Genomic DNA, 22,783 nt, shown 5'->3' on the forward strand with positions numbered 1-22,783 from the left:
TTGAAAGAAGCGCCTTACGTATATCATGCGTATTTCGTCTCTCCTCCTTCCCTCAGGGACACTACGCAAGATATAAAAAATCAGAAGGAATATGCCCACCATTTGAGTAGGTAGTTATTTCTCTTCTCCTCAACATTTCCTCAGGAGCGAAATGACTACCGACTCACTTTTTCAAACAAAAATAAAAAGGAGATGAAAGGCTATGTTCTATTGCATTAACTGCTCTGACATTCACCATGAAAAACATCCGAATGATAAAGTATTCAAAAACGGTTTTTATATTGATCCATTTTTAGGTGATCGTTATCACCTTGGTATGTGTAAAGATGCCCAAAATCATGAAACAGGGGAGCCACTTTTAACGACAACGAAATTAGGCACAACCCAATCTATTATGAGCGTATTACCGACACATGTTGTCCCAACATAAAACATAAAAAAGAGCTGGCTCACCCAGCTCTTTTTTATGCTTTATAAACGATCATTGCTGAAAAACAATAAATTTGGTTTTCGTCATCGTTAATGGAAACACCGACTTGATACTTAATATCTACAAAGTTACTATCATCAATCTTTTTCAAAAAAACATTTACAGCGTCTTCTAAGTCTTTTTCGTGACTTTCATCAAACACTTTTACACGAATCATGTTAACACCATCCTAGATCGCAGCCCTCCGCCGCTTGATTATTGCCACGGTGCGTATCTATGATGCGATAAAATTTTCCGTTTTCATATATATATCCGTCTTCTAACACATATTGTTTACCTTCAGTATAGACATAAAACTTACCTATCATAAATTTACTCGTATATAATTCCAAATAATCTGTTCTAAATTTAGCTACCACTTTATTTGTAATATCGATTTTTATTGTGCGCCCCACCTTCTCTCCCTCCTTTGCAAAGAACGGATTTAGGTATATTGTATTAGCGATTTTACATTTTATGCTTAAAAATAAGTGGATATGCCTTCTTTCTTCACATGTACTATTTTTCTAAAAAATCATCAATAAGTAAGCGCAAAAAAAATACAAATAAAAAAGAGTTTTTACTTATTGACTAGAACATTAATATTATGGTATTATATAAAATTTGACATTTTTACACACTTGTGCTATCATTAAAGATGGTTACCACATATGGAGGTGGATGATTTGTTTCAAATTGGTGATAAAATCGTTTATCCAATGAACGGCGCAGGAGTCATCGAAGCCATTGAAGAGAAAGAAATATTAGGGACTACCCGTCAATATTGTGTAATACGTATCATTAGTAAAGATATGCAAGTAATGCTTCCTATGGATCAATTACAAAAATCAGGTATTCGTTATATCGTAGATAAATGTACGTTAGATGATATACTTCTTGAATTTCAAAACGGGGAATCAGATACATCACTTTCCTGGAAACAAAGATATACAATGAATATGGAAAAAATGAAAAACGGCAATCTGCAAGATAGTGCAGAAGTTGTTCGAGACTTACTTCGCCGTAATAAAGAAAGAGCTTTAAATGCGAGCGAAAAACAAATGTTAGATAATGCACGTAAAATGATGATTAGCGAAGTTGCGCTCGTGCAAAACGTTTCTGAACATCAAGCGACAGAATTTCTTCAAGAAACAATTAATCATTAAATTTAAAATAGCTGGCCGCTATTTTTTTTTGCCAAAAAAAGGACAAAGAGATTAAACTCTTTGTCCTTTTTATTACCCACGCCCAGCTTGAAACGATGGATATAACGTCATTCCACCATCTGCAAATAGCGTAATACCAGTTACATAACTCGCCTCTGATGAAGCTAGCCAAGTTGCTACTGCTGCGATTTCTTCTGGTTTTCCAATGTAGCCCATCGGTATCATACTTTCTACGTCAGCACGTTTTTTAGGATCAGCAAACTTTTCGGCATTAATTGGCGTATTTATTGCACCTGGCCCAATATTATTTACTCGAATACCTTTTGGCGCATATTCCAACGCTAACGTTTCTGTCATAAGTTTAATACCTCCCTTACTCGCTGCATAGTGCACAAATAATGGCCATGGAATTTTCTCATGAACACTAGACATATTAATGACAGATCCTTTAATATCGTGTTCCACAAAATATTTAATCGCTTCACGACTTCCTAAAAAAGCTCCTGTTAAATTCGTATTGATTACTTTATTCCAATCTTCAAGCGGCATTTCATGCGATGGTACCGCGTTTTCTATCCCTGCATTATTAATCATAACGTCAAGCGTACCAAACTCTTTTACAGCAGATTGAATGAGATTCACAACATCCGATTCACTCGTGACATCACCTTTTACAGCAATCGCTTCTCCCCCTACTCGTTTAATTTCTTCTAGTACATCATGCGCTTCTGACTCCCGCGAGCGATAGTTAATCACTACTTTCGCCTTCTCCGCAGCAAACCTTACTCCCATCGCTCTTCCAAGACCAGTTGCTGATCCTGTAATAACAACAACCTTCCCTGCTAAATCACTATACATTCCAATACCTCCTTTAACTTTTCGCAATACCTAACATAATTCCGGCTGCAATAATAAAAACGATACCAACAACAATCCCTGTTAATTGGCGTTTCGTTTTTCTTTCACCTAATATAAGAATCCCGCCAAGCGTTGAAATAATAATTCCCATTTGTGATAGAGAAAAACTTGTTGCCACTCCGACACGCGGCTGAGAAATGAATAAAAACATATTTCCAGCTGCCCAAATTAACCCTGGAATAATATTTCGTATTGCATATTTATTAAATGGATGATGTTTAAAAGTAAGCAAAATCCCCCCTAACACCATACCAACTGCTTGTGGCAACAAAGCTGACCAACCATCTACATGAAATAGTCTAATCACTACTACATAAACTAAATAACCGACTGTTGAAATCAATAAAATGATAATGCCCTTTTTAAAATTCCCCGCTTGCTCTGCGCTCTTTTCTTCTTCACTTTGAAGTGATGTTAAAATAACACCGATAATAATACAAACGAGAGCCAAAACACCAAGGACAACTGATATTGTCGTAGACCACTCATGAAATACGATAACTCCAAATAAAGTCGTCGCAACTAATTGAAGTCCTGTTGAAATGGGCATCGTCCTCGAAACGCCCATTAAATCAATACTTTTTAATTGATTCGCCTGACCAAGTGCCCAAAATAAACCTGACACAATTCCAACTCCAATAACAGTAGGAGTTAATACTGGCTTCATAAAAATATAAACAACAATCGAGAAAATAAGTGCGCCAAGTGTTGTACCAAGCGTTTGACTATACGGTCCCCCGCCCAGTTTCACGTTAAATAGCACAATACTTCCCCAAAATATAGCTGGTAAAATCGCTAAAAGTATGTCCATCGCTCATTACCTTTCTTTACGAAATATCTTCAGTTACCTTTCTACCCCATTAGAATGTGCTTTCATTTTTTCTTTCGCCCGTGCACAAACCTGTTCTGCAATCGTACTAGACACATTTTTTTGTCGCTCAACTTTCTTTATCTTTATGTGATCTAAATTGTCTTCCAAAGTAAGTGTAACTTTGTCGTTGGGCGGGTTATGTGCACCTTGAAATGTGAGAAATTGTAGGGTCACTTCAAATCTAGGAACGAACTCATCTTTCTTACCGAGACGCTCTATATTTATAACGGCATCACATTCATATTGATCTTCTGTCGCTTGCCTTATAACAGAATAATATCGATTTAATAGCGCACTTTCTAAAAGTTGTTCATTCGATTCTTTGGCCAAAGAATAACTTGGCAACAAGGAAAAGATAAAACATATCATTGTTAGCATTACACATAGTTTTTTCATAACGCCCTCCTTGTTCTATACATTAGTGTTCTCAAAACTGCCATAAAAAAACGACTTTCCCTATATAGGAAAGTCGTTTTAATGAATCCAATATTAACCACCGCTCACTGGTGGGATTAGTGCAACAACATCACCAGATTGAATCGTATCATCTTCATTTGCATATTCTTCATTAATCGCAACCATAATTGGTGCCAATACTGGCACATTATATTCAGTTGCAACAATATCTTTTAACCCTGCAACCGTAATATTTTCTTTCTCTATTTGTAATTCACTTCTTCCTGCTTCTTCTTGCAAGTTTGCAAATAACAATACTCGAATCATACTTATAGCTCCTTCCCAGGCTCTCCCGCCGGATATGGCGTTTTTTCTAATTGATCGCCAATCCAAGAGTCTCCATCTTCCCAAAACTCCTTTTTCCAAATCGGAACAATTTGTTTTATGCGTTCCATAATATATTCATTTGCTTCATAAGCCGCTTTACGATGCGGCGTTGAAACAGCAACAACAACCGCGATATCAGAAATTTGCAGTGTACCGATGCGATGCGTAATCGCAACGTGTGTACCTGGCCATTTCTCTTTCACTTCTGATCCGATTTTCTCTAGCATCTTTTCTGCCATCGTTTTATAAGCGACATATTCTAAGTATAATGTACGACGCCCTTTCGTAAACTCTCTAACCGTTCCAATAAATGTTGTAACAGCACCGCATTCGCGGCGAATTACTCTCTTCGCTACCTCTTCAACCAAAATTTCTGTATCAATTACTTCATAATACGTATTTGTCATTTCGCACTCCTTACCGTTTGTAAAAACCAGTCTATGTACAATTCTTCTTCTGTTATATGAAATACTTTATATTTTTCTCGTAAGTTTGCAGGAGCATCATACCACGTAATAACCGCTACTACATTCTCTACTTTATGTAAAAGTTCAACGTCTTCCGCAGAACGAAGTAACACCACTTTCGGATAGCTCTCTTTTTTATAGCCCTCAATTAAAATTGTATCCACTTCAAAAAACTCATATAAGCGGATAATTTCTTGCAAGGACCATTCCTCTCTTAATGACGACAATGAAAGTAATCCAGCGCCTTCTACACTACTTACGACAGCACCAGCCTTTCTATGCCTTTCACTATCTTTTTGCGCTACTTCTGGAAACCCTCCATGCCCGTGATGTTTAATGGTAGCAACTTTCATTTTCCGTTCAGCTAATGCATGCACAACTTTCTCTACAAGTGTTGTTTTCCCGCTATTTTGATACCCTACTATTTGTAAGATTGAAGGGGCTTTGCCCATGGCCAATCACTTCCCTCAGCGTGCTCTAGCAATAATACAGACACTTTCATCCCTGCCTCAAATCCTCGCGTTCCTCCAGGCAACACAATAAAAGCATTTGCATCCGCAAGTGAAGATACAGCACTCGATTTATCTAAACCGACCGGCATCGCTTGTAATGCTCCGTCCACGATTATTACCTTTGCTCTTACAAAACGAGTAAACGGATTTGGCTTTGGAAAATCTTTTTGTAAAATAGCATCAGCTCTATATACGTGAGGCTCCTTCTCATATAAATATGTTTTTATAACCGGATGCACAAATAACTCAAAGCCTACGTAGCAAGCTGATGGATTCCCTGATAAACCGAAAAGTAACTTTCCATCAACTTCAGCTACTGTCGTAACACTTCCTGGTCTCATCGCTATTTTATTAAAAAGTACATGCGCCTGTAACCTTTCATAAATAGCTGGCAAGTAGTCATAATCTCCTACCGACACACCGCCTGTTGTAATTAAAATGTCAACCTCATTCATCGCCGATTGAACAGCTGTAAAACATGCATCTAACTCGTCGGCAAGTTGGCCATAATACCGGACTTTCCCTCCGGCTTTCATAATTTGAGCAGCAATCATATAAGAGTTACTATTTCTAATTTTCCCCGGCTGTAACGACTCATGTACTTCTAGTAATTCACTTCCTGTCGTGACAATCCCAACAACAGGCTGTTTTACAACTTTCACAGTACTATATCCAAACGTCGCTAATAAGGCGGCAACACCTGGATTGATTACAGCACCTTTCTTAACGAGAACTTGATTTTGCTTTATATCTTCTCCTTTAAATGACACATTGTCACCACTATGAAAAGGACGCTTTAGCTTCATATATGTTTTTCCGTTCTTCTCAAAGTCTTCCGTCAACTCTAGCATTACAACTGCATTACAATCCGCTGGAATAGCTGCCCCTGTCATAATACGAACCGCCTGAAAAGATCCTATTGCATCTAGAAAAACAGATCCTGCCCCGATCTCTCCTATTACTTCAAATTCAACTGAATTCTCTTGATTTGCTTCTTTCGTATCTTCTGCTCGAATTGCGAAACCATCGTAAGGAGAACGATCAAAATGAGGAACGTCATGATCAGAGACAACATCCTCTCCAAGAATTCTCCCGTAACTTTCCGTAATAGAAACTTCTTCTACTTCACCATTCTTCGCATATTCCATTACTCTCTCTACTGCCTCGGCAACTTGAATCGGATTTCGTTTTTCTACCATCATTTCTCACCCCATATTTGCAAATTTTTTTATCTCGATTAAACTTTATATATTAAATAGAAATTACTTCAAGGAGGAATTCCATGTCTTCATTCACACATTTTAATGACCAAGGGCGCGCGAAAATGGTTGATATAAGCGACAAAAAAGCAACCGTTCGAACAGCAATTGCGTGCTCTAGCATTGTCGTTACAAAAGAAATTTATGATAAAATTTCTCATAATGAAATCGGGAAAGGTGACGTATTAGCAGTTGCACAAATCGCTGGTATTATGGCTGCGAAACGCACTTCTGATATTATCCCAATGTGCCATACTTTATTATTAAAAGGTGTTGACGTTTCTTTCGATTGGAAACAATACGAAGAACAATACCGATTACTTATTGAAGTAAAAGTTAAAACAGAAGGTAGCACCGGTGTTGAAATGGAAGCTTTAACAGCTGCTTCCGCTACTGCTCTTACCGTGTACGATATGTGTAAAGCTGTTGATAAAGGTATGATTATTGGCGAAACGTACTTACTTGAAAAAACAGGTGGAAAAAGTGGAGATTATGCGAGAAAGTCTTAATCCTCTCTCTGTTGAATCTAAAGGGTTTCCCTTTAGGTTCAACCTATATATCTTGCATATAAACGTTTTGCTACATTTATATCATTCGTCCCATGAATAAACGCCCTGCCATCTGTAAATAAAACAAAACGAAATTCCTCTACCGGAAATGATAATAAATACGGAGTAGCTTTTACATCCACACTTCTTTGTAAGCGCTTTTTAATTTCTTCTAATTTAAATTCATTCCGCACACCTGGACGGATTTGTACTGTATTTCGGCCACATAACACTTCTGTTTTCGTTTGTGCTTCAAATGTTAAACTCGGATATGTACGTAATCTTCCGCAAGATAAACATGTTTCTTTTTTCTGCCTATTCACTTTAAATGCCATCTGTTGATTATTCCAAAGATCAAACGATAGCATAGTTTCACGAAGTGCCCCAAAGTCTTCTACTAATATTTTCAGCGCTTCCGTTATTTGGTGCGCAACTACTAATTGCACTGCCGGCTGTATAATACCAGCAGTATCACATGTTGCCCCGCTCGCCGGATGCTCCATTAAACAGCGGAAACACGGTGTTTTTCCTGGTAAAATTGTATACGTTACTCCGTAGCTTCCGACACAACCACCATATATCCACGGAATATTATACTTTTGCGAAATATCATTAATAAGAAGACGCGTTTCAAAATTATCTGTCGCATCTAATATTAAATCTACATCATTCACTAGTTCTTCCATTTCTTGCACCGTTACATCCGTTACAACCGGATTTATTTCCACCTCAGAATTAATTGCTTTTAAATGTTCTGCCGCTGCTACCGCCTTCGGTTTATACTGCTTTGCGTCTTCTTCTGTATATAATTGTTGTCTTTGTAAATTGCTCCATTCTACATAATCACGATCAGCAATTGTTATTTTTCCAACCCCTGCTCTAACAATCGCTTCTGCATTCGCTGCACCAAGAGCACCAGCGCCAATAATAAGCACATGCTTCTCTCTAATTTTTCTCTGTCCTTCTTCTCCAACACCAGAAAATAATATTTGTCTCGAATATCGCTCCTGCATACGATATCCCCCTTTCTTATCCTCCTATATAAGACATTTCAATTTTCGGACGATTCTTCGCACTTTCTTCTGTCCGTTCATCCGAATACCTATCTTTTCTATTCATCCATACATCTTGTATAACGCTTATTAACTCATCATCCGAAAGATTTCCTCTAAGAAGTTCCCTTACATCCAATCCTTCTGTCGCAAATAAGCAAGTATAAAACTTTCCATCTGCCGAAATTCTCGCTCTCGTACAAGAGGAACAAAATGACTCAGAAACAGAAGTAATAAAACCGACTTCAACGTTTGTTCCAACGTAACGATATCGCTTCGCAACTTCACCGAAATAATGCGCTTCAGCTGGCTCAAGCGGATATACGCTATGAATCATCTCGATTAACTCTCGCTTTGTAATGACTTGATCAAAGTTCCATCCATTTGTACTACCAACATCCATAAACTCAATAAACCTAAGCGTGATTCCTTTCTCTTTAAAATATGTAGCCATCGGAAGTACTTGATGAGCGTTCATCCCTTTTTTCACAACCATGTTTACCTTTACGTCAAGACCGGCTTCTTTTGCAGCCATAATTCCCTTTATAACAGGTTTCGTATTGATATTCCGGCCATTAATATCCTTAAATACATCGTCATCTATTGCATCCAAACTAACATTTACTCTATGTAATCCAGCTTCTTTTAATTCTTTTGCTTGTTTCGTTAAATGAATCGCATTTGTCGTTAACCCTATATCTACTAATCCATCAATTTTCACGAGACGTGTAATAAGCTTTGTTAAATCTTTACGAAGTAGTGGCTCGCCACCAGTAAGTCTAATTTTTCGTACACCGATACTAACAAATAGTTTTGCTAAACGCTCAATTTCATCAAACGTTAGTAAAAACTCATCTTTCAAAAAAGCATAATCTGGCCCAAAAACTTCCGCTGGCATACAATATGTACATCTAAAATTGCAACGATCAATGACAGATATGCGCAAATCTTGAAGTGGGCGTCCAAAAAAGTCTGTAACCATCTCCTGCATCGCCACCCTCCCTTTCTGCCAAATTTCTCTCTTTTCATTCTATTATAATATATTTTCGAACCGCGATGTTTTTGCTCATGTGAATAAAGTAAAACTTTCCTAATCAATGAGACTACATACAAATAAGGAGATAAAAAACCTTGAAGCATAAAAGCCTCAAGGTTTTCTTCTTATTAACTTAATCTAATAATCGTTAGAGTAGCCCCCGGTGTTGTCGTAGATAATGTAGCTATTGCAACTACTCCAAATAACTGCAAACTAACAGCGGCTCCTGCAGGCAAGTTAGCAATTATTGTAGCATTAAATGAACCTGTAGCTACTGCTGGTGAATTTATTGTTCCTGCAAGCGGACTGCCATTTACAGTTATACGAGAACTTACAAGTAAAGAGGCTGTTAAATTGATTGTATAAGCTATATAGTAATTTCCTGCATTCGCAACTGTAAATACAGTATTTCCACCACTGACGGTAATTCCTGGGCCAATATTTTGATTGTTCGGTAATGGTACGTTCGTACCACCTAATAAAACGGAAATAGCGGTTCCTGATGTATTATTCGCAAACGCATACGTTGCAGTTGTACTAACTCCAGTCGCCCCGGTCGCTCCAGTGGCTCCAGCTCCGGTTGGACCTGTATCTCCAGTTGGACCTGTATCTCCAGTTGGACCTTGTGAACCGGTTGCTCCTGTAGCCCCCGTTGGACCTTGGATTCCTTGCGGGCCTTGAATTCCTTGGGGACCTGTCGCTCCGGTTGCTCCTGTTGCTCCCGTTGAACCTTGGATTCCTTGCGGGCCTTGAATTCCTTGGGGACCTGTCGCTCCGGTTGCTCCTGTAACTCCCGTTGGACCTTGAATTCCTTGCGGGCCTTGAATTCCTTGCGGGCCTTGAATTCCTTGGGGACCTGTCGCTCCGGTTGCTCCTGTAGCCCCCGTTGGACCTTGAATTCCTTGCGGGCCTTGAATTCCTTGTGGGCCTTGTGGTCCGGTCGGACCTATGTCACCTTGCGGACCTTGGATTCCTTGTGGGCCTTGTGCTCCTGTTGCCCCCGTCGCTCCTTGGATTCCTTGCGGACCTTGTGGACCTTGAATTCCTTGTGGGCCGGTTGGACCTATGTCGCCTTGTGAGCCTTGAATTCCTTGTGGACCTTGTGCTCCTGTTGCCCCCGTTATTCCTTGGATTCCTTGCGGACCTTGAATACCCTGTGGACCGGTTGGACCTATCTCTCCTTGAACACCTTGGATTCCTTGCGGACCCTGTAAACCCGTCACTCCGGTTGCTCCCGTTGCTCCTGTTGCTCCTGTCACTCCAGTTGAGCCTGTCGCCCCGGTATCTCCTGTTACTCCTGTCGCCCCGGTTGCTCCTGTCGGGCCAGGCGGTCCACCAGATGGACCTGTTACTCCCGCCGGACCTGATGGCCCCGTTGGGCCGGTCGGTCCTGCTGGTCCTCCAGATGGGCCTGTTACCCCTGTTGGACCGGTTACTCCTGTTGGGCCTGTAGTGCCTTCCCCTGTCGCCCCAGTTGCTCCCGTATCTCCTGTTGCCCCCGTCAGACCTTGGATTCCTTGAATTCCTTGTGGACCTTGCACTCCTTGTGCGCCCGTCGCCCCTTGAATTCCTTGTACGCCTTGCACTCCTTGGGGCCCCACCGGACCGGTTGGACCAATCGCTCCTTGTACTCCTTGCACTCCTTGGGGCCCCTCTGGACCTGTTGCTCCTATTTCCCCTTGTATACCTTGAATTCCAGTTGCTCCTTGCGCTCCAGTTGCTCCCGTTATCCCTTGCACACCTTGTATTCCCTGAATTCCTTGTGGACCTTGTAGGCCTGTTGCTCCTACCGGTCCTTGAATGCCTTGTATCCCCTGAGGACCCTCTGGACCCGTTGCTCCAACTGGCCCTTGAACACCTTGTATTCCTTGCGGACCCTGAAGTCCCTCTGGGCCTTCTGGACCGGTTGGACCTATCTCTCCTTGTATCCCTTGGATTCCAGTTGGACCTTGTGGCCCAGTCGGACCTATGTCACCTTGCTGACCTTGGATTCCCTGTGGGCCTTGTGCTCCTGTTCCCCCTGTCGCTCCTTGGATTCCTTGAGAACCTTGTGGGCCTTGAATTCCTTGTGGGCCGGTTGGGCCTATGTCGCCTTGTGGGCCTTGAATCCCTTGCGGACCTTGATCTCCTGTTGCCCCCGTTACTCCTTGAATTCCTTGCGGACCTTGAACACCTTGGGGACCCGTCGGACCTATCTCTCCTTGCACTCCTTGGATTCCTTGCGGACCTTGTAAACCCGTCACTCCGGTTGCTCCCGTTTCTCCTGTCGCTCCTGTCACTCCAGTTGAGCCTGTCGCCCCAGTATCTCCAGTTACTCCTGTCGCCCCGGCTGCTCCTGTCGGGCCAGGTGGTCCACCAGATGGACCTGTTACTCCCGCCGGACCTGATGGCCCCGTTGGGCCGGTCGGTCCTGCTGGTCCTCCAGATGGGCCTGTTACCCCTGTTGGACCGGTTACTCCGGTTGGGCCTGTAGTGCCTTCCCCTGTTGCCCCAGTTGCTCCCGTATCTCCTGTTACCCCCGTCGGACCTTGGATTCCTTGAATTCCTTGTGGACCTTGCACTCCTTGTGCGCCCGTCGCTCCTTGAATTCCTTGTACTCCTTGCACTCCTTGGGACCCCATCGGACCTGTTGGACCAATACCCCCTTGAGCACCTTGCACTCCTTGGGGCCCCTCTGGACCCGTTGCTCCTATTTCCCCTTGTATACCTTGAATTCCAGTCGCTCCTTGTACTCCAGTTGCTCCCGTTATCCCTTGCACACCTTGAATTCCCTGAATTCCTTGGGGACCTTGTGAGCCTGTTGCTCCTACCGGTCCTTGAATGCCTTGTATCCCCTGAGGACCCTCTGGACCCGTCGCTCCAACTGGCCCTGGCACACCTTGTATTCCTTGCGGGCCCTGAAGTCCCTCTGGGCCTTCTGGACCTGTTGGTCCTATCTCACCCATCGGACCTTGTATCCCTTGAACTCCCTGTGGACCTGTTGCTCCTGATGGCCCTGGTACTCCTTGTATTCCTTGTGGACCTTGATCTCCTGTGGCCCCTGTTTCCCCTTGTGGCCCTATAGCCCCCTGTATACCTTGTGGACCTTGATCTCCTGTTGCTCCCGTTATCCCTTGAATACCTTGAACTCCTTGAATTCCTTGTTCACCAGTTATTCCTGTCGGACCAGGAATACCTTGGATACCTTGCGGACCTTCTGGACCTGTTGGCCCAATCAGTCCTTGAATCCCTTGTATTCCTTGCAAGCCCTGTGCTCCTGTGCTTCCAGTCGGACCTGTACTTCCCGTTGCTCCTGTTACCCCTGTACTTCCTGTAGCCCCAGTATTCCCCGTTGCTCCAGTCGCACCTGTACTTCCACTCGGTCCACCGCCTGGACCTGTCGCACCAGTCGGCCCCGTCGGACCAGGAGGTCCTCCTGACGGGCCGGTGATCCCTGTTGGACCGGTTATTCCCGTCGGTCCTGTTATCCCCTGACCAGTCGCTCCCGTTGCTCCTGTATTTCCACTCGGTCCTTGTAATCCTTGTATCCCTTGTGCTCCTTGTATTCCTTGTGGACCAGTTGCTCCTGGTACTCCTTGCACACCTTGAATTCCTTGAGGTCCCTCAGGTCCTGTCGCTCCAATTGGCCCCTGTAATCCCTGTATCCCTTGTATACCTTGTGCCCCAGTAGCTCCTGTTGGACCAATCGGACCTTGTAACCCTTGCACTCCTTGAGGTCCTGTCGCTCCAGTTTCTCCTTGTGGCCCTCTCAATCCTTGTGGCCCCTGCTGTCCTTCTGGTCCCGTTGCACCTATTGGTCCAACCGGTCCTTGTATCCCTTGCACTCCTTGAGGTCCTGTCGGGCCCATCTCCCCCATCGGACCTTGAAATCCTCTTGGTCCTTGTGGGCCAGTCGGGCCTTGCGGACCGGTTGGACCAGTAATTCCAATACCAGTAAATCCCGTTGGAACAGGAGGAAAGGTGGGTCCAATAAGATTTGGTGAAATTCTGAAATTAGAGTGTAATGAATTTTGTTTATCGCGCTCTTTCACACTTTCACCACCTACACACCATCTTTTTTACTTTTAACAAACCTCTTCCTCTTAATATGTATTTGCAAAAACAATCTCAAAGACTATTTTTATTTTAAATAATAAAAACTCCCTTAATTCCTTAAGGGAGTCCAGCAATTGAATCCATATTATCTGTATTAGGGACAGCTTGTGCTATACCCGATGTGTTTACACTTGGCCCCATGTTTGTTCCTGGTACAGTACCAGCAGGAGTACCTCTTGTATATGTTGTCGTCACCGAATCTCCTGGCTGTAAACAAAGCTTCGTCTCCGTCCCTATTACTGTAACAACATCAACCCAAGTACATCCCATTGAACCACTATACGATTTCGTAGCAGTAAATGAAGTATCACTCAAATTATCACCAGTAAATATATTCCCAGTGTTATTCACAATAACAAACTCTTTTATATGAGCAGGCATAATTACACTCTACCTTTCCTCTATGAACCTAATGTACGTGTACTCGTTGCTAATGGCGGAAGAAACACTGATGTTCTAATTACCGCTTCTGGTTGTCTTTTCCCATTTAAAAAAATAGCCGCACTCGACCCTCCAGCACCTGCATATATTTTTGCTACAGCTAAAGGTGAGATATCATAACAATCGCCGACATTAACAGCCCCTGTATTATTAATAATTTTTACTTTCCGCAAGTTAATCCCCATTTACCTATCCCCCTTTTGTACACTGTATGCAAAAGAAAAAAACTTGAAACAGACTCGTTCCAAGTTTTTAACTATTAACTATTTCGTTTCACCTTCATATTGAAGCATTCCGCCAACCATATTTACTGTTTTAAATCCTTGTTCATTTAAATAATGGCATACATTTTCACTGCGCATTCCCGAACGACAAATAAAGATATATTCATTCTCTTTATCAAAGAAATCTACTTTATTTGGGATATCGCCCATTTTAATATGTACAGCTTCTGGAATCTTTCCTGCTGCTACTTCTTCATCTTCTCTTACGTCTACTAAAAATAACGTTTCTCCATTTTCTAAACGCTCTTGCACTTCTTCTGTTGTAATTGTTTTAACTTCTGTCATATGTCGTTCCTCCTTATATACAATAAAACCTTTAGTTTCTTCTTTAAATAATCATTCCTCATCAATTTTAGCATGCGAAAGAAAGAACGCAAAGAACAGAGAATTTATTTCTCAATTTTCTCGCAAAACTTATTCTTTACAAACATAACTCATGCATTGTATCCTCAATATACTTGTTTTATGAAAGGAGCCAATGAAAATGACACTTTTTCTTTTCATTACGGGCATCATTTTCTTAATCGCTGCAATTATTGCTCTTAGTATGAAAAATAACAAAAAGATAAAATCGCCACAAGAAATATCATTTTTATTTCTATTACTTAGTATAGCTTTCTTCGGTATAGCAATTGCCACATATATTTTCCGCCTACAAATCATGTAAAAAAAGGTGCCTACTACATACATTGCACCTTTTTCACATCATTTATTTTCTACACAAAACTAGACACTTTCCGATTTAAAAACTCATAAACTTTCTTTTCAAATAAATGAATATCAAATGCTCCCGCCATATGCCCATTTATACTTTCTATCTCATATACTTCCGCATACTTCCCTTGTTTTTGCAACATGTCTACCATTTTATAATTATAACGTGACGGCTGAAGCAAATCTTGTTTACACGGAATCATAAGTACATTTGCTTCTATATTAGACAGTGCCTCTTCTAAAGACGAAAATCCATGCGCAATATCATGTAATAAAACTGCTTTCGCAGTGTACATCCATGAATTTGCATCTACTAAATCTATACTTCTATTTGTCACTTTGTTAATTTCTTTCTCAAATGATGTTAATGCAGAAAATGTTTCATAAGATTCTTTCTCTATACTATTACGAGGAAATGTTATTTCATAAAAATGCTCATCAAACGCGTTCATAAACATCATTCTATTTGCTAAATGAAGCCCCTTCATTGGCTGCACTTCTCCATATTTTCCGCCCTTCCAACTTGGATCCAGTTGAATAGCCTCAATTGCGTTTTGCGCTACATTTACCGATGTAATAATTGGATTTTGCGGATTCGTAATCACACCAATCATCCGCTCTACCATATGAGGATAATGAACAGCCCATTGCTGCGCAATCATCCCGCCAGCTGACGGTCCCATTACAGCATGTAGCCTTACGATTCCCATATCTTTTATTAACTCATATTGCATACGAGCTACATCAAGAAATGTAAAAACCGGAAAGTCCATCACATATTCATCTCCAGTTTTTGGATTAATCGATTTCGGTCCCGTTGTAATTACATAAGGGTTCTTCACCTGCACATTACAAAGATTATCAGTACATATAACAAAGTATTTATTTGTATCAATTGCTTTTCCCGGTCCAATTAAACCATCCCACCAACCAGACTCCTCATCATGCGCTGTATATTTTCCTGCTGCGTGACTAGTTGCACTAAAATAATGACAAACCAAAATCGTATTTGATCTTTCTCTATTTAAAGTACCATACGTCTCATACCCCATTTGAACAGGAATTGTCCTACCATTTTCAAATGTAAACTCCTTTAAAGCAAACTTCTCTTTTTTTACAAATTGCACAGACTCGCCCTCTTCTCGTCATAGTATGTACTGCTTACTAAAGGATTTTTTCTATGCAAACCAATCTCCTCCTTCTTTTCATAAATAAATGAATAATATACAAAATTAGCCACAAAATAGCACTATATTACAAAATCAAAGAGGGCATACATATGATTTGGAATTGGCTACGTAAGAAAAAAAAATCAAATACAAAAGAGAAAAACGAAACAGGTAACTCGGAGCAACACCCTAGCAATCAAGAGGATGATAGCAAACAACAGACTAGAAGTATGAAACATAATAAAGATAGCAATGGCGAGCAAAAAAAAGAGGAGCACAAGGAGTCCTCCCAATATAAGCAGCAAAACAAATCGAATCAGAATCAGCAACAAAGTGCTAAACAAGACGAATCTTCTCAAGAGCAACAGCAGCATTCTAAGCAAGACAAATCAGAGCAGAATCAGCAACAAGATTCTAAACAAAACGAATCTTCTCAAGGGCAACAGCAGCATTCTAAACAAGACAACGCGGAGCAAGATCAACAGCAACATTCTAAACAAAACAACTCGAATCAGGAACAGCAACAAGATTCTAAACAAAACGAATCTTCTCAAGGGCAACAGCAACATTCTAAACAAGACAACGCGGAGCAAGATCAACAGCAACATTCTAAACAAAACAACTCGACTCAGGAACAGCAACAAGATTCTAAACAAAACGAATCTTCTCAAGGGCAACAGCAACACTCTAAGCAAGACGAATCTTCTCAAGGGCAACAGCAACACTCTAAACAAGGTGACTCGACTCAAGATAAACAGCAACACTCTAAACAAAACAACTCGAATCAGGAACAGCAACAAGATTCTAAACAAAACGAATCTTCTCAAGGGCAACAGCAACACTCTAAGCAAGACGAATCTTCTCAAGGGCAACAGCAGCAAAACTCTAAAGGTAATAGTATTTATGATTTTACAAAACCAGAAAAAGACCGTATTCATTCTCTACAAAATTTAATAGAGAAGCTGAAAAAGTCTAGTGATTTTGTTAATTACCATACATCTGACGATGAAACGATGCCTTATTGGATTTCTTACTATCGTCCTTCACTTGATGGTGAGAAATTGCAAAAGTACTTAATGCCTACTCTTTTGGAACGACCTAAGGCTTCACTAGAAGAACTGAAAGAACATATTCCGATGAGCGGCATTACAATTACGAACGATTTACAAAAAATTGAGGACATGGTTTTAAAGGGGCATGCGATTGTTCAAGTAAATCAACAAGATCAAAAATGTATGCTCGCAAATATCGCAATTGATAATTATCGTGCGCCAACTCCTCCTTTAAACGAATCGACCGTTATAGGTCCTCAGGAAGGTTTCGTAGAGGATATTGATACAAATATTAATTTAGTTCGAAAACGTCTTCCTGTTTTAGATTTACAAACAAAAGAGATGATTATCGGCGAGTTTTCAAAAACAAAAGTTGTCATGATGTATTTAGATAACCTCGCTGAAAAAGATAATGTAGATTTTCTCGAGGAATCATTACGTGCTCTTGAATATGATCAAATTAATGATAGTGCTTATATACAAGAATTAATGGGTGAAAAGTCGATTTTCCCTCTCTATATCAATACAGAACGCACTGATAGAGTTACAAAAGCACTAATAGATGGAAAAATCGCTATTTTTGTGGATGGTTCCCCAAGTGTCCTACTAACACCTGTATCCTATTTCGATTTTTTCATTTCCCCAGAAGACTATAATGTCTCCTGGATGTACGCTACATTTTCAAGGATTTTAAGATTAATTGCCGTTCTATTTTCAATTTGCGCTACACCGTTATACGTTGCAGTTTTAAATTATCATTATGAACTTATTCCAAGTGATTTACTTGAAACTTTGATTTTATCAAGGGCACAAGTACCGTTCCCACCATTAATTGAAGCACTATTTTTAGAACTTGCAATCGACTTACTGAGGGAAGCTGGCGCGAGGTTACCGATGAAAGTTGGTCAAACACTCGGTATTGTAGGCGGTATCGTAATTGGACAAGCATCTGTACAAGCTGGTTTAACGAGTAACATTTTATTAATTATCGTTGCCTTATCAGCACTCGCTTCCTTTATTACACCTATTTATAAAATGGGTAATGCAGTTCGATTACTACGTTTCCCGTTTCTAGCATTCGCAGAAATAGGAGGGCTCTTCGGTATCTCTCTTGGATTTATCTTTTTATTTACTCATCTTTTTAGACTTACTTCCTTACGTAAGCCGTACGCTTTGTTTTACCCGACAAGACAACAATCTGTTAAAGATTCTTGGATTCGTTTTCCCTTAACAATGATTGATACAAGGGATGTACAAGCAAGGCCACAGCATGTAAAAAAAGCAGCAAAAGGAATTTCAACAAAACATAGATCGGACTTTGATGATTAAGAAATGAGGTGCATTCGATGAGTAAAGTTCAAGAAAAATATCAAATATCTCCTATCTTCGTTTTCTTCTTAATTCACGGTGCACAGTTCGGTGCTGGCGTTCTCGGCTTCGCTCGAATCATCGCAAAGGCCGCTGGATACGACGGATGGATAGGCGTTCTAATCACAGGACTCTGTATCCATCTCCTTATATGGATGATGTATTTTTTATTAAAAGAAACAAACGGAAATTTAATTGATTTACAAAGGCAAACGTTTGGAAAGTGGATAGGGAATGTCTTTAATATCATCTTTGCAGCTTATTTTTTAATCGTCAGTATTTCGGTTATTCGAACGTATGTAGAAATTATTCAAGTATGGATGTTTCCTACCGCTTCCACCTTTATGTTAACACTCTTTTTGTGCTTAGTTAGCTATTACATTATCTCTTCTGGATTTCGTGTAATTACCGGTATTTGCGTCATCTCTGTTGGTGGTACATTAGGATATTTATTTCTAAGCTTATTCGTTTTGAAATATTCACATTGGGAGAATTTACTACCTATATTCACCCATTCTTTTTCAGACATTTTAAAATCCGCTCAACTATCAATCTACAGTATGACCGGTTTTGAGATTTACCTCATGGTGTATCCATTTGTGAAAAAGCCTATGCAATCTCATAAATACGCTCAGCTTGGAGCACTATTTTCAAATCTTCTATATTTATTTAGCACCCTTTTAGCCTTTGCATTTTTTAGTGAAAAACAATTGTTAAAAACGATATGGGCCCAACTTTCTATGACCCAAGTCATTCAATTACCATTTATAGAAAGACTCGAATATATCGCAATTTCAGGCTATGCACTCGTTATTATTTCAAGTTTTATCCTCCCTTTATGGGCGTCAATGAGAGCAACTCACGAAATATTCCGTGTAAAACAAAGAGGTATTTTAATCGCCTTTATCCTTATCACTCTCATTGTTTCGCAACTTTTAACAAACAGACAAGATATTAATAACTTTATTAGTAATGCATCGAAGGTTAGTTTTTGGCTCGTTTACGTATACATCCCAATCCTATTTATTATTGTGTGGGTGAAAAGAAAATGGAAAAAATCAAAAGCAAATTAATACTTATTTCTTGTATAACATTTTTCAGTTTAACTGGATGTTTACAAAAAAATATTATCGATGATGTACAACTTATTCAAGGAACCGTTTTTGATACAGCAAAAGATAATAAAGTAAAAGTAACATTCGTTTGTCCGATTCAGAAAAAGGGAAATAAAGTTCAAGTTTTTGAAGGCACCGCAAATGCGGTAAAACAAGTAAAAGCAAACACATCGTTAGAGTCTTCTCAACCTTTTGCTAGCGGACAAATGCGTGTTGCTCTATATACGATAAAACTTGCGAAGAAAGGAATGTCTACTTCATTCGATACATTACTTCGAGATGTAAACATAGGGAACGCTTTATATGTTGGTTTATTAGAGGGGAATGGTACTGAACTTTTAAAAGGCAAATATTCGACTTCATACAACGTTGCAATTTATATAAAAAAGTTGCTAGAACATAATATGGAGACCGGTCCTTTACCAACTGATAATCTGCATGTAGGAGCATTCCGTTATTATCAAGAAGGGCAAGACTACTATATTCCCATTCTAAAGAAACATGGTGATAAAATAAAAATTACCGGAATTGGCCTTTTTAAAAAGGATAAATATATCGGTAAAATTGCGGAAAAAGATATGTTCATATTTAAAGGACTATTAGAGAAACATAAATTAGATTCACATGAATTTAAAACAGATTCTGCGTACGTAATGATTAATAATATTCGTTCTGTTCCAACTTACGATATAAAAATTAAAAACGGGAAGCCTTCCTTTTTCATTAACGTTCGTCTTGATGCACGTATTCAAGAACTATCGAAAGCAATTAACTTGGAAAATAACAAGAACACAAAAAACATTGAAAAAGATGTCCAAAAACAATTAGATAAACAAGCTGCTAAGTTAATTAAGCAACTAAAATCTTTAGGCGTCGATCCTCTCGGGCTAGGAGCAAAATATAAACACCATTATCGCCCATTCAAATTAGAAGAATGGAGACAAATGTATAAAGATGTTCCGGTTCATATAAAATACACCGTGAATATTACAAATTCTGGTGTAATTGAATGAGAAATGATTGAACTCCTCTCTCCAGCATGATACAACGGAAAGAGGAGTTTTTATTTTAGATAGAGAGAGAAGATATTTATGGGGGAGCTTATGTCTAAAAAATTAGTAAAGCCTATTTTAAATGGTATTTTATTTCTCGGCGTCTTTTTATTTGCTCATACATACTTAAAAAATGTTTCCTTCACACGTTATTTACTTGTCGTTATACCAATGTTGCTCGTTGGTATGTTTGGCATCGACCTTATTTTATCCATTTTAATAAAAGAAGAAAAATAACGAGCAGGGCCGTCCCAAAAGTATTCCGGGATGGCTTTCTTTTATTAATAGGCTATGTCATATTTTGTTCTTAAGTCGATATAGTCTTTTACTATCGCTATCTTAACTAAAAGATAAAACTTTTAGACAGTCTCTTTTCATTTCATAATCACCCTATGTTACAATGAGATTCGGACAAAGCGAGAAAGGATGAAACAACATGACAAACGAAAAAGGTTTAGATAAAGGATACGAACTTGTTGCAAAAATGCATGAAGAGTTCGGACATCCTGTGACAAATACTCCAACAAAACTAACAGAAGCGCGCGCAAAAATTCGTGCTAGCTTTATGCAAGAAGAGCTAGAAGAATTTCTAGAAGCAACGACTGTTGAAGATCAATATGATGCACTAATTGACCTTATTTACTTTGCATTCGGCACGTTTGCCGAAATGGGCGTACGTCCTGATAAAGGATTTGAAATTGTAAATAACGCAAACATGGCAAAGCTATTCCCTGATGGAAAACCTCGCTTCCGCGAAGGCGACGGCAAAATTCTAAAACCAGAAGGCTGGCAAGCTCCAGAGCCACAACTTCGTGCTGAAATCGAACGCCAGCGCCAAGAAGCTGAAAAAAACTGCTAGGATTTCCTAGCAGTTTTTTATTATGTCTTTTTTTCTGCAATGCATTAATGACCCACGTGTCCCGCATGTCCTGCTGCTCCACCAATGCTAGCCGCTCCTGCCGCTGCCCCTGCTCCTCCTGCTCCAATTCCACCTGTCCAAGGAGAAGATTGTTGTTGGTATTGTTGGTATTGTTGGTGCTGTTGGCCTTGGTGACCGTGTTGCCCTTGGTGACCGTGTTGCCCTTGGTGACCGTGTTGCCCTTGATGACCGTGGTGCCCTTGGTGACCGTGGTGCCCTTGATGACCGTGGTGCCCTTGGTGACCGTGGTGCCCTTGATGACCGTGGTGCCCTTGATGACCGTGGTGCCCTTGATGACCGTGGTGCCCTTGATGACCGTGGTGCCCTTGATGAGTTTGATAAAGAACTGCCTGTGGATGTATATGATGGTGTCCGTGGTGATGTACTTGTTGTTGATGATGTCCTTGGTGGTGACCATGATGGCCATGTTGCCCTTGGTGGTGATGATGACCATGTTGACCTTGATGATGGTGTCCATGATGACCGTGGTGGCCTTGATGATGATGGTGTCCATGATGACCGTGGTGGCCTTGATGGTGGTGATGTCCATGATGACCATGAACAACTTGCGGAAACCCACCTATCCCTCCTGCTACAACACCTACTCCTGGTACCGGAAATCCTGTTTGTACTCCTCCAACGAAAGATGGGAATGTAGTTGGTGCCCCACCCGCTACTCCGCCTACAAATGTCGGGATTCCCGTTTGTACTCCAGCTACCGATGTTGGAAACCCAGATTGCACACCAGCTACTGACGTTGGAAATCCTCCAGGTGCTCCGCCCATCCAGCTCGGAATTCCGCCATATCCTTGTTGACCTGCTCCTCCCATTAACATCATTTGTTCATAACTATCCGATCCACCTCCGAAAAATCCGTGTGGTGCATTATTGTCCATCCCTTTCATTCCTTTCACCTCTTCTTCTCAATTTAGCCTACCTTTTTTATCATATTTCCTATAAAAAAATAGGTGTTTGTCTGTATTGGAATTCCGCTCCTTTTTCTTCATTCATGGTAAAATCAATTAACTGAATATTTTTTCTAGGAGGTATTTCTATTGAAGAACGTAAAAAAAGCTTCTATTAATGATTTAGATTCAATCGTACATATAGATATTGATGTAATCGGAAATGATAGTAGACGAAATTATATTAAGCACACTATTGACGAAGGCAGATGCATCGTTGTAAAAGAAGATAATTCTATTTCCGGTTTTCTAACATACGATACGAATTTCTTTGGTTGTATTTTCCTCTCATTAATCATTATTTCGCCAGAAAAAAGAAGGCGAGGCTATGCAAGCTCGTTACTCTCATATATGTTAAGTCATTCTCCTACTCAAAAAATATTTTCTTCAACGAACGAATCAAATGAAAGTATGCAAAAAGTTTTTAGTGCAAACGGTTTTATACGCAGTGGCATAATTGAAAATTTAGATGAAGGTGACCCCGAGATTATTTTCTACACAAAAAAGCTCAGAGCATAAACGCTCTGA

General features: G+C 40.3%; 27 protein-coding genes. 10 read left to right on the forward strand and 17 right to left on the reverse strand.

Annotation, left to right across the window (positions count from 1 at the left end; all coding sequences use genetic code 11):
• Nucleotides 1-202 precede the first annotated feature (202 nt).
• Nucleotides 203-430 (forward strand): DUF3973 domain-containing protein, encoded by a 228-nt coding sequence (locus ATN06_RS24035; protein WP_046956155.1) that lies wholly within the window; start codon nt 203-205, stop codon nt 428-430.
• A gap of 34 nt (nt 431-464) precedes the next feature.
• Here ATN06_RS24035 and ATN06_RS24040 read toward each other — a convergent pair whose 3' ends face one another.
• Both ATN06_RS24040 and ATN06_RS24045 read right to left on the reverse strand, forming a co-directional pair.
• On the reverse strand, nt 465-647 hold the full coding sequence (locus ATN06_RS24040; RefSeq protein WP_000621751.1) for a sporulation protein Cse60: 183 nt from the start codon (nt 645-647) through the stop codon (nt 465-467).
• 1 nt (nt 648) lies between these two features.
• Nucleotides 649-885 (reverse strand): DUF2553 family protein, encoded by a 237-nt coding sequence (locus tag ATN06_RS24045; RefSeq protein ID WP_060632596.1) that lies wholly within the window; start codon nt 883-885, stop codon nt 649-651.
• 255 nt (nt 886-1,140) lie between these two features.
• Here ATN06_RS24045 and ATN06_RS24050 point away from each other — a divergent pair, with 255 nt between their 5' ends.
• Entirely contained in the window at nt 1,141-1,635 is a 495-nt protein-coding gene (locus tag ATN06_RS24050) for a CarD family transcriptional regulator (protein WP_060632597.1), read from the forward strand.
• A gap of 72 nt (nt 1,636-1,707) precedes the next feature.
• On the opposite strand, the gene ATN06_RS24055 is transcribed toward ATN06_RS24050, so the two are convergent.
• The 7 genes from ATN06_RS24055 to moeA all read right to left on the reverse strand — a co-directional run bounded on the left by ATN06_RS24055 (nt 1,708) and on the right by moeA (nt 6,385).
• Nucleotides 1,708-2,493 (reverse strand): glucose 1-dehydrogenase, encoded by a 786-nt coding sequence (locus ATN06_RS24055; RefSeq protein ID WP_060632598.1) that lies wholly within the window; start codon nt 2,491-2,493, stop codon nt 1,708-1,710.
• A 13-nt stretch (nt 2,494-2,506) separates the two neighbouring features.
• Entirely contained in the window at nt 2,507-3,364 is an 858-nt protein-coding gene (glcU, locus tag ATN06_RS24060) for a glucose uptake protein GlcU (RefSeq protein WP_060632599.1), read from the reverse strand.
• Nucleotides 3,365-3,397: 33 nt separating this feature from the next.
• Entirely contained in the window at nt 3,398-3,820 is a 423-nt protein-coding gene (locus ATN06_RS24065; RefSeq protein ID WP_060632600.1) for a DUF3888 domain-containing protein, read from the reverse strand.
• A gap of 93 nt (nt 3,821-3,913) precedes the next feature.
• On the reverse strand, nt 3,914-4,147 hold the full coding sequence (gene moaD / locus ATN06_RS24070; protein WP_060632601.1) for a molybdopterin converting factor subunit 1: 234 nt from the start codon (nt 4,145-4,147) through the stop codon (nt 3,914-3,916).
• 2 nt (nt 4,148-4,149) lie between these two features.
• A complete protein-coding gene (moaE, locus tag ATN06_RS24075) occupies nt 4,150-4,614 on the reverse strand; it encodes a molybdopterin synthase catalytic subunit MoaE (RefSeq protein WP_000185927.1) in 465 nt (154 codons plus the stop codon).
• The gene (mobB, locus tag ATN06_RS24080) at nt 4,611-5,126 is read right to left on the reverse strand and encodes a molybdopterin-guanine dinucleotide biosynthesis protein B (RefSeq protein WP_060632602.1); all 516 of its coding nucleotides are present in this window, start codon (nt 5,124-5,126) and stop codon (nt 4,611-4,613) included. Before mobB ends, moaE begins: the two co-directional genes overlap by 4 nt.
• Nucleotides 5,096-6,385 carry a molybdopterin molybdotransferase MoeA gene (gene moeA, locus ATN06_RS24085; RefSeq protein ID WP_060632603.1) on the reverse strand — a complete coding sequence of 430 codons (1,290 nt, stop codon included), beginning with the start codon at nt 6,383-6,385 and terminating at the stop codon, nt 5,096-5,098. The genes mobB and moeA overlap by 31 nt, the downstream gene beginning before the upstream one ends.
• An 83-nt stretch (nt 6,386-6,468) precedes the next feature.
• Between moeA and moaC the strand changes: the two genes are divergently transcribed.
• Nucleotides 6,469-6,954, forward strand: a complete 486-nt coding sequence (gene moaC, locus ATN06_RS24090) for a cyclic pyranopterin monophosphate synthase MoaC (protein WP_060632604.1) — start codon at nt 6,469-6,471, stop codon at nt 6,952-6,954.
• 38 nt (nt 6,955-6,992) lie between these two features.
• On the opposite strand, the gene ATN06_RS24095 is transcribed toward moaC, so the two are convergent.
• From ATN06_RS24095 to ATN06_RS24120, 6 genes are all read right to left on the reverse strand, one after another.
• Entirely contained in the window at nt 6,993-8,006 is a 1,014-nt protein-coding gene (locus ATN06_RS24095; RefSeq protein ID WP_060632605.1) for a molybdopterin-synthase adenylyltransferase MoeB, read from the reverse strand.
• A gap of 16 nt (nt 8,007-8,022) precedes the next feature.
• Nucleotides 8,023-9,036 (reverse strand): GTP 3',8-cyclase MoaA, encoded by a 1,014-nt coding sequence (moaA, locus tag ATN06_RS24100; RefSeq protein ID WP_060632606.1) that lies wholly within the window; start codon nt 9,034-9,036, stop codon nt 8,023-8,025.
• A gap of 173 nt (nt 9,037-9,209) precedes the next feature.
• The gene (locus ATN06_RS24105; protein ID WP_060632607.1) at nt 9,210-13,112 is read right to left on the reverse strand and encodes a BclA-related collagen-like exosporium protein; all 3,903 of its coding nucleotides are present in this window, start codon (nt 13,110-13,112) and stop codon (nt 9,210-9,212) included.
• 121 nt (nt 13,113-13,233) lie between these two features.
• Nucleotides 13,234-13,557 carry a hypothetical protein gene (locus ATN06_RS24110; RefSeq protein ID WP_060632608.1) on the reverse strand — a complete coding sequence of 108 codons (324 nt, stop codon included), beginning with the start codon at nt 13,555-13,557 and terminating at the stop codon, nt 13,234-13,236.
• Nucleotides 13,558-13,577: 20 nt separating this feature from the next.
• Nucleotides 13,578-13,802, reverse strand: a complete 225-nt coding sequence (locus tag ATN06_RS24115; RefSeq protein ID WP_000512461.1) for a spore germination protein — start codon at nt 13,800-13,802, stop codon at nt 13,578-13,580.
• 78 nt (nt 13,803-13,880) lie between these two features.
• Complete coding sequence (locus ATN06_RS24120; protein WP_000141212.1) at nt 13,881-14,186, reverse strand: rhodanese-like domain-containing protein; 306 nt, start codon at nt 14,184-14,186, stop codon at nt 13,881-13,883.
• 199 nt (nt 14,187-14,385) lie between these two features.
• On the opposite strand from ATN06_RS24120, the gene ATN06_RS24125 reads away from it, so the two are divergent.
• Nucleotides 14,386-14,568 carry a hypothetical protein gene (locus ATN06_RS24125; protein WP_016085879.1) on the forward strand — a complete coding sequence of 61 codons (183 nt, stop codon included), beginning with the start codon at nt 14,386-14,388 and terminating at the stop codon, nt 14,566-14,568.
• Between the two features lie 49 nt (nt 14,569-14,617).
• On the opposite strand, the gene ATN06_RS24130 is transcribed toward ATN06_RS24125, so the two are convergent.
• Nucleotides 14,618-15,742: a homoserine O-acetyltransferase family protein gene (locus ATN06_RS24130; protein WP_060632609.1), complete on the reverse strand. Its 1,125-nt coding sequence runs from the start codon at nt 15,740-15,742 to the stop codon at nt 14,618-14,620.
• Nucleotides 15,743-15,894: 152 nt separating this feature from the next.
• Here ATN06_RS24130 and ATN06_RS28895 point away from each other — a divergent pair, with 152 nt between their 5' ends.
• The 5 genes from ATN06_RS28895 to ATN06_RS24155 all read left to right on the forward strand — a co-directional run bounded on the left by ATN06_RS28895 (nt 15,895) and on the right by ATN06_RS24155 (nt 21,230).
• On the forward strand, nt 15,895-18,165 hold the full coding sequence (locus ATN06_RS28895; protein ID WP_088116244.1) for a spore germination protein: 2,271 nt from the start codon (nt 15,895-15,897) through the stop codon (nt 18,163-18,165).
• A gap of 17 nt (nt 18,166-18,182) precedes the next feature.
• On the forward strand, nt 18,183-19,277 hold the full coding sequence (locus ATN06_RS24140; protein ID WP_060632610.1) for a spore germination protein: 1,095 nt from the start codon (nt 18,183-18,185) through the stop codon (nt 19,275-19,277).
• Nucleotides 19,253-20,332: a spore germination protein GerHC gene (gene gerHC / locus ATN06_RS24145; RefSeq protein WP_060632611.1), complete on the forward strand. Its 1,080-nt coding sequence runs from the start codon at nt 19,253-19,255 to the stop codon at nt 20,330-20,332. Before ATN06_RS24140 ends, gerHC begins: the two co-directional genes overlap by 25 nt.
• Before the next feature lie 90 nt (nt 20,333-20,422).
• Complete coding sequence (locus ATN06_RS24150; RefSeq protein WP_000038782.1) at nt 20,423-20,608, forward strand: hypothetical protein; 186 nt, start codon at nt 20,423-20,425, stop codon at nt 20,606-20,608.
• A gap of 199 nt (nt 20,609-20,807) precedes the next feature.
• Entirely contained in the window at nt 20,808-21,230 is a 423-nt protein-coding gene (locus tag ATN06_RS24155; protein ID WP_060632612.1) for a pyrophosphohydrolase domain-containing protein, read from the forward strand.
• 44 nt (nt 21,231-21,274) lie between these two features.
• On the opposite strand, the gene ATN06_RS24160 is transcribed toward ATN06_RS24155, so the two are convergent.
• The gene (locus ATN06_RS24160) at nt 21,275-22,195 is read right to left on the reverse strand and encodes a hypothetical protein (protein ID WP_060632613.1); all 921 of its coding nucleotides are present in this window, start codon (nt 22,193-22,195) and stop codon (nt 21,275-21,277) included.
• Nucleotides 22,196-22,345: 150 nt separating this feature from the next.
• Between ATN06_RS24160 and ATN06_RS24165 the strand changes: the two genes are divergently transcribed.
• Nucleotides 22,346-22,774 carry a GNAT family N-acetyltransferase gene (locus ATN06_RS24165; RefSeq protein ID WP_060632614.1) on the forward strand — a complete coding sequence of 143 codons (429 nt, stop codon included), beginning with the start codon at nt 22,346-22,348 and terminating at the stop codon, nt 22,772-22,774.
• Nucleotides 22,775-22,783: the final 9 nt, after the last annotated feature.

Source organism: Bacillus thuringiensis, assembly GCF_001455345.1.
Taxonomy (GTDB): Bacteria; Bacillota; Bacilli; order Bacillales; family Bacillaceae_G; genus Bacillus_A; species Bacillus_A thuringiensis_N.